Here is a 13,268-nt window from a genome sequence, read left to right as displayed (position 1 = left end):
TTTAACGTATTAAACAGCCATACTCGAGCGGTTTACGCTTTCCGTCTTAGCCTGCTGATGCGCCTGCTGTTTACGCTCAATCATGCGAATGGACTGGGCTAAATGTTTTAAGAATAACTCTTGAATAAACGGGTTTTCACCTAAGCCTTCATTCCAAATAGAAACACCATAGCCTTCTTCAGTAAGCAAAGTAGCTACGGAATCGGAACGATCGCCACCTAAGAAGTCCATCAAATGTTCTGAGCCGATAAGCGCCAACGGCACTACCAAAACTTCTTTATGATCTAAGCGTTCCAATAAAGTTAAAGCCTGTTTGAAATTAGGGAATCCATTCGATGTAAACACCGCCACATTTTGGCCGTTACCGTATAAGCATTTTAACTGCAAAGCACTGAATTCCAATTGATTTTGGCCGTTTGCCATAAGCAAAATGGATTTATTCAAGGCGCGAATATTCACGTGCTTCATAATGGCATCAATGGTAGCCACATAATCATCGGCATAGTTTTTTACACCTAAAGAACTTAAGAGTGGCTTACCTACGTGAATGCGCATGGCGTTTCGTTCAGTATTATAGGTAAATGCGGCAATAGCTTTACGCATCTTTTGATAACATTGATCGGCTACCAAGGCAAATGGTAAAACAAATACATCGCGGACGCCGGTATTCTTAAATTCAGCCAACACGGCTTCCAAAGATTGTACCGGTTTTTCATATTTTTCATTCCACTTCTCCACCAGCGCATCCGCCAAAAAGACACGGCGAATTACTGCATCGGGATATGCTTTTTTAATCTTTGCTTCCATTATGCCTACGGATTTCTCTACGGCTTCGCCGTATATTGAACCGAATGTCGCTAAGATAATACCCTTTATACTCATTTTATAAATCCTCCGATATCAAAAATACCTCTAAACTTATACCATAATCGAACCTCTTAATCTGACAAAAATCTGTCATATTTCACATTATCGAATACATTCGAAATACATGTTGATTATTCTTCGTTGGTATAATGATACGTTAGATTTTATTTTTAGTCAATGAGAATTTCTCTCATTTTCAAACTTATCAATGATTATCAATGATAAATCGGAAATTTAATTATATTTTCATCAACTATATTTATCTTTACCGATTCACTTCTATTTTCATCGATTTAAAGAGAATTTATATCCCATTACTATTACAAAGAATACTACTTGCTTACAGGTATTATATTAATAATTCAGATAATACTATACCAATCACGGTCTACGATTGATACAGATAACATCTAATAATTAATATTCCTCATTCATGAATTTTTATACATCAAGTTTCTTAATTTAGTCATTCATTCAATCAAAAAGCAATGTATTGTTACGCCTATAATTGATAATAATTATGGTTGCGAGAACACGCGCGGTGCTGCTACTTCAAAAATCTCAGCAATCATAGGTAAAAATTTGCCTTCAATTAACGTACGTTTACGTTCGCTTTTAGTAATTAACCACAATTGTTTGCAATTATAGGTAATGCGCAATAAGCTGTTAATATATTCGTTAAAATCCTCTTCGCCCATGGCGCTTTTAAGAGCTAATAATTTGGAATGTAAAGGTTCACCTTGATACTCTTCACGTTCCAATACAGGCGTAAATGCCACTTCATATACCGATTCCGATAGTTCATTAGGACCGGCACCATTTGTAAATTGATCCATACGATGGACCTCCTTTGTTAATATATAGCTATTTATCATAAAGCACATTGCCCTATGATGAACACCATTCTCTATTCATAGTACCAAACTTTGACTCCTTTGCCTATGTGTAATCAAAAAAGTGTATCACAAATAACCAAAAGTTATTACTCATAAATAAGTCCCTTATTCCTAGGAGTTATATGACCCGGGTAATTTCCATTCACAGTGAGTATACCCTACCCGGTATTGCATTGACAGTGGACATTTATTCTGCTATGATGATTATCAAATGAATACGACCTTCAAGGTGCCCGACTTAATAGAGAAGAGCAGTAGAAGCTGCCGCGGTCCCGCCGCTGTAAGAGGGAGCACAATCAAAATACCACTGGAAGTTTCTGGGAAGGTGATTGTTGCGTTGAACTTGAGCCAGAAGACCTGCCTTGATGGATTGCCGATAACCCACGAAGGATGGCGAGGTTAATCAATGTCACTACCTGTACTATACACTGACCGGGAATTATTTTTTTAATTCATAAACGACTTAATTAAGTTTGATATGAACTAATATACGTCAGGTGCTTAGCATAACTAGTGATTATTAATACTACCTCTGCCCTGTGGGCAGAGGTTTTTGTATTTTATTTTATTCTATTTTTAGTTTTTATTTTTATCTTCTTTTTATCACGAGGAGTGAATGAAATGAGTAAACATTTTTTCAAAAAAACGTTAGCTACAACATTAGCAGTGGCCGCTTTAACAGGCTTCGGATTCCTTGCTACAGACGTAAACGCTGCTTACCAATTAAGTGACGAAGTAACAACTGCTACCCCTGCATTATTGGAAGCAACTGAAATCGGTGTTCGCACTTACAACACAACCGATCCTGTATTGGCTAAAGCACCTAACAAAGATGCTATCGTAGTAATGAGCTTTGGTACTACATTCACTGATACTCGTGCTAAAACAATCGATGCGACTATCAACGAAATTAAAGAACAACATCCGGGCGTAAAAGTAGTTACAGCTTTCACTTCCCACATCATTATCGATCGTATCAAAGCTAAAGAAGGTATCACCTACCCTACGCCTGAAGAAGCACTCGATCAATTAAAAGCTGAAGGTTACACTCGCGTTGCTTTGGCAACTCTCGACGTAATCCCTGGTATCGAATACAACTATAAAACAGCTGTTTACAATCAGTACAAACATAACTTCAAAAAAATGACATTTGGTACACCTCTCATGTACTGGATGGGCCAAGAAGGTCAAACTGACGATATTGCTAAAACTGTACAAGCTGTAGCAACTCAGTTCCCTAAAGTAGGTCCTAAAGATGCTGTACTTATCATGGCTCACGGCACTCCGGATCCTTCCAACGCTTACTATTCCGTAATCCAAGATCGTTTGGAATCGGCCGGTCTTCACAACACTTACATCTACACCGTAGAAGGATGGCCAAGCCTTGAAGACATCGTTCCTCAATTGAAAGCAAAAGGCATCGAACATGTCACCCTTATGCCATTCATGATGGTAGCCGGCGACCATGCCAACAACGATATGTCCGGTGACGAACCTGATTCCCATAAATCCATCTTGTTGGCTGACGGCTTCAAAGTAGACACTTACATCCATGGTCTTGGTGAAAACCAGAAAATCCGTGACCTCTTTGCCGCTCATGCCGATGAAGCTTGGCAAGCTCTTCAAAACGACGCTAAATAAGATATAACACTGTAAGGGTTCATATTATTGCCAAAACGCACTTACAAGCTAAGACGTTTTGACCAACCAAAAGCGTTCTATACATAAGGAGGCTGTAATAAAATGTAGAGCATATCACATTTTACTTACAGCCTCTTTTAATTGCTATATTTGGATCTATAAAAGTGCCATACGCACCATATAACGATAGGCACCATATAACCATACGCAACACATAACCATAGGCAACCACCATCACCTGTGGTATAGTACAAGTATGAGTTTGCGAAACAGATTTTACTAAAGCTTGTTTTGGAACCGCTATGAATTACCTGCTTACTCACAGGTAATACTTTTACGTACTTTTTATCTACTGTCAGGCAGGTGTATTATGAGAAAATTTTCACGCTTAACCATTATTGTAATGGCGATGACAGTCATTATGGCTATCCTCGCCGGCTGCGGTAAAACCGATTCCACATCATCCGCAGCCACCCGTACTTTAACCTATAAGGATCAAACCTATACGGTGCCGGCCAAACCGGAACGAATTGCGGTACTTGCCAATTCCCTACTCTATTTCATGGATGCCATTGATGCCAAATCCATCAGCCGCGTAGAAACGCAGGATGACATGCCCGCTCACCTCAAAGAATTACCTTCTTTAGGGCAGACCGCCAACATCAACATGGAGCAACTTATCGGTTTGAAACCGGACCTCGTAATCGGCCTCAGCAATCAGCACAGCAAATTTGAAGGCCAATTACAGAGTAATAAATTACCGTATATTTTAATTTCCTATGACGGTATTAAAGACAATGTGCCCCTCATTGAATTCTTAGGCCAACTGACCAATCACGAAGAGAAAGCTAAAGAAGTTATTGCCCAGTACAACAGCAAAATTGACAAAGTCAAAAATGCCGTTAAAAATGTACAACCGGCCCGCGTAGCCGTGTTGCGCGCTACCGGTAAAGCGGTAACCGCTGAAGCTACCTTAGCCGTAACAGCCGCTATGGTTCAAGAATTAGGCATGCAGAATGTGGTGTTACAACATGGCGATTTTGATAAATCTGCCAAGACCATTCCGTACTCCTTAGAAACGCTCGCTTCCGACGATCCGGACATCATTTTTGTTTCCACCATGGGTAAAAAAGATGAAATTACCAAAACTATGGAAAAAGAAATGACCGGCAATCCGGCATGGCAAAATCTTAAGGCTGTAAAAAACGGTAAAGTATTCTACTTACCATCGAATTGGTTCTTATTGAATCCGGGCTTACAAACACCGGAAGCCATGGCTGAGCTTGTTAAAATGGCCTATGGCATCGATGTAACCTTCTAAATTAAGCCCCTAAGAAAAGTTATTAACATCAGTGCAAAATCGCATGTAATTTAACACTGAAAATATAAAGAGGGATTAACGAACAGACGATATTATATCGTTATACGTTAATCCCTCTTTTTATTCACTTGATTAATCGGATTATAGGGCATGGATCATTCTGCCTGCTGCACAAGCCCTTCAATTTTAATGTACGGGCTGTTATCGGGACCCTCTTCAATGAGAGCATCAACAGCGAACACTGTTTTTAGAAGCTCCGCTGTCATGACCTCTTTAGGACTGCCCACAGCTGCCAAATGACCTTCATGAAGTACGGCCACCTGATCCGAATATCGAGCCGCCTGATTCAATTCATGAAGTACCATGACAACCGTAAGCCCCTGTTCACGATTCAAACGGCGCAATAGTTCCATCACTTCAAACTGATGATTAATATCCAAATAAGTCGTCGGTTCATCCAAGAGAAGAATATCCGGCTCCTGCGCCAACGCCATGGCAATCCACACGCGTTGCCGTTCCCCGCCGGACAAAGACGATACCGGCTGATTGCGCAAATGCGTCGTCTTCGTTACAGTCATAGCACTCTCAACGGCTTGACGGTCTTCACCGGCCGTATTGCGCCACCAATTTTGATGAGGAAAGCGCCCACAATAGATAAGCTCTTCCACCACCATATCGCGCGGTACTTCCGGCGACTGCGGCAAAAATGCCATCCGCTGTGCCAACGTGCGCGGCGAATAGGACGACGCCTTTTGACCGTTAATATAAATCGTGCCACTAATAGGCTTTACACTGCCCGTAATGCACTTTAAGAGCGTACTTTTACCGCACCCATTCGGTCCGATAAGTGTCGTAATGGCACCAGTCGGTACCTCCCAAGTGATACCTTTTAAAACATCTTTTTGCTCAAAAGAGACCACTATATCCTTCACCGTAATAGCCGGCACCGCTGTTGTTGCCGAGGCTTGTGCTTGATTACTCATAGTCATCATGCATCCCTCCGCAACAAATATAAGAAGAACGGCGCACCGAAGAAGGCCATAATAATGCCTACAGGCACTTCTACGGGGCTAAATAGCACACGCCCCAACGTATCACTCATAACGAGTACTGCAGCCCCTAAAAAAGCTGAGCCCGGCAATAAGAATTTATAATCGGACCCAATCAGCATGCGGGCTACATGCGGAATAACGAGCCCTACAAAGCCGATAAGACCGGCCACACTAACTGCACTGGCAGCGAGGAACGCAGCCACCGCCGTCATGGTAAAACGGGTCTGTTCCACCGGTAAACCAAGTCCTTTGGCCGTTTCATCACCAAGACTTAAAATTGTCAAGCGCTGGGAACCTAAAAAAGCCGTCAACAAGCCGATGACCGTATATGGTGCCAAGAGGTATACCTGTGGCCAGCTGCGCGCCGAAAGGCCCCCTACCATCCAGAGTAAGGCACCTTGCACGCGATCACCATAGAATACGAGCAACGCGGAAATCCCGGAACCCAAGAAAGCCGCCACGGCCACCCCGGCCAAAATAATACGAGTCGGCCGAATCCCGTTTTTCCACGCTAAGGCATACACCATGAGAGCTGCCGCCAAAGCGCCAACGAAGGCCACTAAAGGCACTAAATACTCCCAGCTCGGAAAGAGAATGAGGATTATAACCCCGGCCAAACCGGCCCCCGAAGAAACACCCACAATCTGCGGATCTGCCAGCGGATTTTTCATTACAGCCTGCAAAATAGCGCCGGCTACGGCCAAATTGGCGCCCACCAAAGCGGCTACAATATTACGAGGAAAACGGATATTCCAAATAACCATCTCCTGCGTATCCTTGAGTTCGGAGCTCCATAAAGTATGCCAAATTTTCGCCATCGTAATATCGGCGGAACCGAATACAAGGGAAATAACCATGGCCGCCAAGGCTAAGGCCAGAAAGAGAAGGACCAGAAAACTTCGTTTCACATTGCGATGCCGCTCATTCGGCAAAACTTGGCCTACTTCGGCCCCATTTTTGGTATCATTACTCTGATTAGTCATTTTTCTTCGACTCGTTGTCTTGGACAAACAACATGCCGTCACGTTTTACGCCCGTATAAAGAAGCGCGTTTACCACGGAAGCGGCAATCGGACTGCCACCTTTATTGCCTTTAACCGTAATGTACGGTACCGGAGATACTTCCATTAAATAATCTTTCGATTCGGCAGCGCCTACGAAACCAACCGGAATACCGATGATAAGCGCCGGTTTAACCCCTTCTTCCAAAGCGAGACGCAACACTTCATAAAGAGCGGTCGGAGCGTTACCGATGGCCACGATTTGACCGTCCAATTGTTTACCGAACGTACGCATAGCGGCGATAGAACGTGTTACGCCCAATTCTTTCGCCAATTCAGCCACTTTTTCATCTTTAATGAGGCAATGCACTTCACTGCCGCGAAGAGCCAACGCCGGTTTATTGATGCCGGTGCGAACCATTTCTACGTCGCAATACACATGAGCACCGTTCTGCAACGCTTCAATGCCTTTTTTAACCGCATCAGGACTGGTACGAACGAGCTGCGCGTATTCTACGTCACCCGATGCATGAATAGTACGGGAATATACGCGCACTTCATCATCGGTGAGGTTTAAATCTTTAACATATGGATAAATGATTTCCATACTTTTATCTTCAATGGCTTTAGGGTTTTTAATGTAATCCACTTGTTTTGTCCTCCCATAAATCACAGAACTCCTGAGCCGTGGAAATGGTCATAGCCCCTTTGGCAGGCTCCGGACGATCAATAACAATGATATGTAAACCTAGATCAATAGCAGCTTGTAACTTCGTATCGGAACCACCTACGAGGCCGGAGTTTTTCATGACCACCACGTCTGCCTTCGTATCGGCAAACATAACCTTGTTCATATCATAACTGAACGGTCCCTGCATGGCAATAATTCGTTTTGGCGACACGCCCAGGTCTTCCATGATTCCCAGCACTTCCGCCGTCGGCAATACGCGGGTCCAAACGTCAATATCCTGAAGGGCTTCCGCTTTGGCAAAAATCCCCATCGTCTTGCTCCCCGTTGTCAAATAGACACGCTTATGCAAGCTGCTTGCCAATTTACCGGCCAACGCGGCCGCCTCAACTTCATTACTTACATGATGAAGTTTATCATAATCCGGCAGCGGCACTTCCTTGCGTTCAAAACGAAGGAACGGTATATTCATCTCTGCCGCCGCATCCCGCGCCGTAGCGGTAACTACGGCTGCGTACGGATGGCTGGCATCGATTAAAAGACGAATCTTTTTATCGGCAATAATTTCTTTCATCGCCTCTTTGTCGAGGCGCCCCGTATGCACTTCGATCCCTTCATGAGCCGCCAGTTGCGCCCCATATTGGCTGACCACCGATACGAATACGGGTTCTTTGGTAGTTTCACGAACGGTAACCGCCAAATTGCGACCATCTAATGTGCCCGCAATGACCCAAATCATAATTTGTAGCCTCGAGGGGTAATCATGCGGCCGTTTTCAACATAAGTCTGGCTGTTGCCGATAATAACCAACGTCTGCATATCGATTTCTTCTTTAGTAAAGTTTTCCAAATCGGAAATCACCATATGCTGACCCGGACGACCCGCTTTTTGAACAATGCCGACAGGAGTTTTAGGGTCGCGATGTTTAAGCACCAATTCACGCACTTCGTCCAAATGTTTAACGCGTTTTTTACTGCGTGGATTGTAAAGGGCAATAACCATATCCCCTTCAGCGCTCAAATCGGCACGTTTTTTAATTAAATCCCAAGGTGTCATAAGATCGCTCAAAGAAATAACGGCAAAGTCGTGCATAAGTGGAGCACCCAATACGGCCGCTGCCACATTAACAGCACTGAGCCCCGGCACAATATCCACTTGCGGACGGTTTTCAGCCGGTACTTTGTTGGCCAGTTCCATAACGAGACCGGCCATACCGTAGATGCCGGAGTCACCACTGGAAATAACCACTACTTCGTGACCTTCAATGGCTAAATCCACCGCCTGCTGACAACGGTCAACTTCCTGCATCATAGCAGTGCCCACTTTTTCTTTGTCCGCAATTAAATCGGCGATGAGGTCGAGATATGTCAAATAACCTACCACGCGGTCAGCCGCCAAAATCGCTTCACGAGCTTGCGGTGTCATGAATTCTTCGTTGCCCGGTCCGATACCGATTACTTTGATTGTACCTGGGCGATGGCTACCGTTGTTCGTGGATACACCGTTTTCTTTTGTAGTAATGTTTGGCTCTTGGCCTGTAATAGTGCTGTTGTTTCGCATACGTTGCCTACTCCTATCGTTTCTTTAACAAAATTAGATTCTTCAATATGACTTGCTTCTATGAAAGGCGCCATTTCTTCTTGCGTAAAAAAGTGAATGGGCCATTGTAACTCTCGTACTGCTGCCAATAATCCCACTTCATCGGCTTTGACAATCACCGATGCGGCAGATGCCACACTCTTGGGCGAACGATTCACATTGGCCAATGAATCGTTAACGGCATGTAAGATCAATTCTTTCGGCGTGTCACGGCGACAGCCGATACCCACCGTCATTGTCGGCGGTCTAAGCACCAAGGTGCGCGGTCCAAAGGGCAATAATAAATCGGTAATGACTACGCGCGCTGCATTTTCGCCGCCCGTTTCGCAAGTAGCCTTGCCCGTTACGGTATGCGGATTAAAACGAATGAGTTCAATCCCCTGCGCTTTGGCTACCGCTTCATACTCATGTAAAAAGAACAAGGTATCGTCAATATAATACGGTACCCTTTCACCCGCTACGAGAGCCGAATTAACTTCTCGCAACGTGCTGAAATCTTCTACCTTAAAGCCTAGTTTGCGGGCCAGTACATCCGGTGCGGGAATACCGTTCACGTCCGTAGCCGTCGTGATAACCGGCGTGGCGCCCACAAACTGAGCAATATCCGCCGTCCACTCATTGGCACCGCCGAGATGACCGGACAATAAACTGATGGCAAAATGTCCCTGCTCATCCATGACCACTACAGCCGGATCTTCCGACTTGTGCTTAATGTATGGGGCAATCATGCGCACCACAATGCCCGTAGCCATGATAAAAAGCAGTTTATCATACGATTTAAACCACGTTTCCATATGGGGCTTCATGGAACTGAAAAATTCGGCAGTATCACCACTGGCACGACCTTCTTTTTCAAAACAGTGCACCTCATAATTCGAATCTGCTTCAAAATGATGCCGCAACTTCTGCCCCAATCCGGCGCCATGAACCGTAACGGAAATAATCGCTATTGATTCCATAAGCCTACTCAGTCCTTCGCACTGCGGTACATGTGACTGAAGCCTTTGTCATACAATTTTGACAATTCATAATCACTGTCAAGAACCTTGCTGACCACGATCATGGCCTGGCGCAATACGCCTTCCTGACTTACGATATCCGCAATCGTTTCCAAAGTACCGCGAATAATGCGTTGATCCGGCCAGGATGCTTTCACCACAATCGCAACCGGTGTCTTAGGGCTATAGCCGCCTTTGATGAGTTCTTCGACCACTTTATCCATCATTTGCACGCTAAGGAAAATACACATGGTTGCTTCATGAGCAGCGAGCATGGCCAACTTTTCCTTCGGCGGCATCGGCGTACGGCCTTCCATACGCGTAATAATTACCGTTTGAGACACATTCGGCAACGTGTATTCCTGCTTCAAAGCAGCTGCCGTTGCGAGGAAGGAGCTTACGCCGGGTACTACCGCATAAGTGATGCCCAATTCTTGCAAACGATCCATCTGTTCCTGAATAGCGCCGTAAATAGCAGGGTCGCCGGTGTGTAAACGAACGATAGCTTTACCTTCAGCGGCACCGCGTTTAATAACCTCGATTACTTCATCCAGATTCATAGTCGCGCTGTTATGAATTTCACAATCTTTTTTACAAGCTTTTAAAATCTCCGGATTTACCAAAGAGCCGGCATAAATCACGATATCCGCTTCACTGACTAAACGATAGCCTTTGCGCGTAATGAGCTCAGGATCCCCGGGACCTGCGCCTACAATATGAACTACCGGTACTTCTTGATTCGCCGTCATAACATTCTCGCCTGACATTGTTTTATCTTCACTCATGTTCCGTTTTACCTCCTCGGCCTGCTGGCCAACTTAATTGTAATATATAATATAATTCGTATCTTAAATCCAGCATCTATATAACTTTGGGCTTAGCTCAAAGTCTTTATAGTTTTGGCTCGATAATTCGAATCTTAAACGTCAGCCTGTTTAATCGCCGTTACGATAAAAATAGGACTTAACGGGTTTAGTAAATGATACGGCCCCGCTTTACGGAAGCGATTAATCTGCATCTGATAGCCTTCATAGGTGAAAGGACGACCTTTTAAAGCTTTCAAAATGGTATAACCCGTTTCCATCGTCACCGCCGTTACGACAAGGCGACCGCCCGGTTTTAATAAGCGCTCCGATTCATCGAGAATAGCGTCCATACCACCCGCACTGCCACCGATAACGATGGCATCAAGGGCCGGTAAATCCGCCATCCCTTCCGGCGCTTTAGCTTCTATAACGGTTAAATTATTGACGCCGAATTTTTCCGCATTCGCTTTAATGAGCTCAATGCCTTTTTCAAAACGTTCAATAGCATATACATGGCCTTTAGGTGCCCCCAAAGCCGCTTCGATGGAAATTGAGCCCGTACCGGCGCCTACGTCAAGCACATAGCTATCCTCTTGTACGCGCGCTTCATTCAGTACAGCCATCCGAATTTCACGTTTTGTCATAGGCACATCACCGCGAATAAATTCTTCGTCTTCAATGCCGAAAAAATGTCGCATGAATACCTCCTTAGTTTTTTAATTTAACACTTACGATGTTCATGCTGTGAGCTAACTATCGAGGTTAACCTAAAATAATAAACACGGAATGTTCAAATCCCGGTAATTTGGCAATTTCTGCCAACGTGCCCGGTTCAATCCGTTCATCTTCATAACTGAGACGTTCTAAGGCCACCGACTTCGTATCAGCCGGCCAGCCGTGATCCATTAGAATCTGCGCAATGGCCGCCGGATTATGTTCTTTATCCGTCAAAAAGCCAAGCTTACGACCTTCTTCATAGCGAAGCGCCTCTTCCTTCGGCACACGGCCGTGAAAACTCAGTAAATCAGCATCCTGCCATACTTCGCCAATGCGCGCAAAGGCAAAAGTCATGGAACTGATGCCCGGCACCACATCAATAGGCGTATCGGGGAATTTCTTTTTCAAATACGGCAACAAGCTGTAATAACCCGTGTCACCGCTTACCATGACAACCACATCATGGCGCTTGAGCTGTTCTTCAATCCAAAGAGCCAGCTCCGTAAGCTTACCCGTAACCGAATGCGTGAGCTGCCCTTCATGGGCAAAATCCAGTAAAGAGCGTTCGCTGCCTACGAGTACCTTAGCGTCCGCAATCAATTTGAGGCCGCGCGGTACCACATAATCCGGATTACCGGGCCCGATACCTACAACGTAGAGGGTATTTGCCAATGCTCTTCACCTCCGATACGTTTCGCCGTTTCATCAACCGCCAAAATTTCGCCGTCCAACGTGGCAATAATAATGCCCACTTCCGCTTCATTCGCAATATAGCGCTCCGAACGCATAGACGCTCTGTCCGCTACGCGCTGATAGACGCTCGTCAAATGCTCGCGCGCTAAAATCGGCATAGCCGCTTCCGTGGTGCGACACTCCATAATTTCATTGGCCACGGCCGTCGACGCACCGTCAAGCGCCGCATAGGCAACGAGCGTTTCCATACGACCGTCACTCATGCGATTATGGGTGTGAAAACTGCCGGACGCGAGTTTTATAATCTTACCGATATGACCGATAATAACAATCTTTTTAAAACCGACTTTTACACATTGTTCCAGCATAAAGCCGATAAAGTTAGACGTTTCCGCCATCTGATTGATAGCGATACCGAGCACATTCTTGGCCAATTCCTGACCGATGCGCCCCGGCACCAACACCGCCGTTTCATAGCCGGCCGCCTTCATAACCGTGAGCTGCGGCACCAAGGAGTTTTTAAACCCTTCTTCACTCATGGGCTTCACAATACCGGTGGTGCCGATAATGGAAATGCCCCCTTCAATGCCGAGGGTACTGTTTAGGGTCTTCTTCGCCAACACTTCGCCGTTTGGCACCGATACCGTCACGATAACGCCCTGACCGGCCGTGCAAAACTCTTTGAACACGGTGGTCATCATGGTACGCGGTCCCGGATTGATAGCCGGTTCCCCCGGTGGCATAGCAAGGCCCGGTTTCGTCACCGTACCGACACCAAAACCGGCGCGGAACTGAAGCTCGCCGTCAGTCGTCAATTGCACCGTCGTCACCACATCGGTGCCGTGCGTTACATCCGGATCGTCGCCGCCGTCTTTAACAACCGTGCCCCGAGCTTCCGTATCAGATATGACCTCTACCGACTTAATGGGCACATCAATGGGTGTATCCTGCGGATTAATCACCGTCACACGGGAGGGATACTCTTCCGA

At 45.4% G+C, this 13,268-nt stretch carries 14 protein-coding genes and 1 riboswitch; of the genes, 2 read left to right on the top strand and 12 right to left on the bottom strand.

Features of this window, described 5'->3' with window-relative positions; genetic code table 11:
* Positions 1–9: 9 nt before the first annotated feature.
* A complete protein-coding gene (locus QZL64_RS05435; protein WP_296309355.1) occupies positions 10–876 on the bottom strand; it encodes a sirohydrochlorin cobaltochelatase in 867 nt (288 codons plus the stop codon).
* Positions 877–1,385: 509 nt separating this feature from the next.
* Positions 1,386–1,703 (bottom strand): hypothetical protein, encoded by a 318-nt coding sequence (locus tag QZL64_RS05430; protein WP_021840987.1) that lies wholly within the window; start codon positions 1,701–1,703, stop codon positions 1,386–1,388.
* Positions 1,704–1,973: 270 nt separating this feature from the next.
* Positions 1,974–2,142, top strand: a riboswitch (cobalamin riboswitch).
* Between the two features lie 242 nt (positions 2,143–2,384).
* Here QZL64_RS05430 and QZL64_RS05425 point away from each other — a divergent pair.
* Both QZL64_RS05425 and QZL64_RS05420 read left to right on the top strand, forming a co-directional pair.
* On the top strand, positions 2,385–3,404 hold the full coding sequence (locus tag QZL64_RS05425; RefSeq protein WP_021840985.1) for a sirohydrochlorin cobaltochelatase: 1,020 nt from the start codon (positions 2,385–2,387) through the stop codon (positions 3,402–3,404).
* Positions 3,405–3,774: 370 nt separating this feature from the next.
* Positions 3,775–4,725: an ABC transporter substrate-binding protein gene (locus tag QZL64_RS05420; RefSeq protein ID WP_021840984.1), complete on the top strand. Its 951-nt coding sequence runs from the start codon at positions 3,775–3,777 to the stop codon at positions 4,723–4,725.
* A 155-nt stretch (positions 4,726–4,880) separates the two neighbouring features.
* Here QZL64_RS05420 and QZL64_RS05415 read toward each other — a convergent pair whose 3' ends face one another.
* The 10 genes from QZL64_RS05415 to cbiD all read right to left on the bottom strand — a co-directional run.
* A complete protein-coding gene (locus tag QZL64_RS05415; protein WP_156705957.1) occupies positions 4,881–5,714 on the bottom strand; it encodes an ABC transporter ATP-binding protein in 834 nt (277 codons plus the stop codon).
* Positions 5,714–6,760, bottom strand: coding sequence for a FecCD family ABC transporter permease (locus QZL64_RS05410; protein ID WP_021840982.1), 1,047 nt, complete (start codon positions 6,758–6,760; stop codon positions 5,714–5,716). Before QZL64_RS05410 ends, QZL64_RS05415 begins: the two co-directional genes overlap by 1 nt.
* Positions 6,753–7,427, bottom strand: coding sequence for a precorrin-8X methylmutase (locus QZL64_RS05405; RefSeq protein ID WP_021840981.1), 675 nt, complete (start codon positions 7,425–7,427; stop codon positions 6,753–6,755). The genes QZL64_RS05410 and QZL64_RS05405 overlap by 8 nt, the downstream gene beginning before the upstream one ends.
* A complete protein-coding gene (cobK, locus tag QZL64_RS05400) occupies positions 7,414–8,205 on the bottom strand; it encodes a precorrin-6A reductase (protein WP_021840980.1) in 792 nt (263 codons plus the stop codon). The genes QZL64_RS05405 and cobK overlap by 14 nt, the downstream gene beginning before the upstream one ends.
* Positions 8,202–8,891 (bottom strand): precorrin-3B C(17)-methyltransferase, encoded by a 690-nt coding sequence (gene cobJ / locus QZL64_RS05395; RefSeq protein ID WP_021840979.1) that lies wholly within the window; start codon positions 8,889–8,891, stop codon positions 8,202–8,204. The genes cobK and cobJ overlap by 4 nt, the downstream gene beginning before the upstream one ends.
* Before the next feature lie 29 nt (positions 8,892–8,920).
* Positions 8,921–10,024 (bottom strand): cobalt-precorrin 5A hydrolase, encoded by a 1,104-nt coding sequence (locus QZL64_RS05390; RefSeq protein WP_021840978.1) that lies wholly within the window; start codon positions 10,022–10,024, stop codon positions 8,921–8,923.
* 8 nt (positions 10,025–10,032) lie between these two features.
* The gene (gene cobM, locus QZL64_RS05385) at positions 10,033–10,812 is read right to left on the bottom strand and encodes a precorrin-4 C(11)-methyltransferase (protein WP_156705951.1); all 780 of its coding nucleotides are present in this window, start codon (positions 10,810–10,812) and stop codon (positions 10,033–10,035) included.
* A 170-nt stretch (positions 10,813–10,982) separates the two neighbouring features.
* Positions 10,983–11,567, bottom strand: coding sequence for a precorrin-6Y C5,15-methyltransferase (decarboxylating) subunit CbiT (gene cbiT, locus QZL64_RS05380; protein ID WP_021840976.1), 585 nt, complete (start codon positions 11,565–11,567; stop codon positions 10,983–10,985).
* A 64-nt stretch (positions 11,568–11,631) separates the two neighbouring features.
* Positions 11,632–12,258: a precorrin-6y C5,15-methyltransferase (decarboxylating) subunit CbiE gene (gene cbiE / locus QZL64_RS05375; RefSeq protein ID WP_021840975.1), complete on the bottom strand. Its 627-nt coding sequence runs from the start codon at positions 12,256–12,258 to the stop codon at positions 11,632–11,634.
* The coding region (gene cbiD, locus QZL64_RS05370; RefSeq protein ID WP_296309347.1) for a cobalt-precorrin-5B (C(1))-methyltransferase CbiD at positions 12,234–13,268 on the bottom strand (1,035 nt) is incomplete at its 5' end. The genes cbiE and cbiD, both read right to left, overlap by 25 nt.

The organism is Veillonella sp. CAG:933, assembly GCF_000431435.1.
Classification (GTDB): Bacteria; Bacillota; Negativicutes; order Veillonellales; family Veillonellaceae; genus Veillonella_A.
Note: the sequence above shows the minus strand (reverse complement) of the source record. Positions and strands in the feature narration are given on the sequence as shown.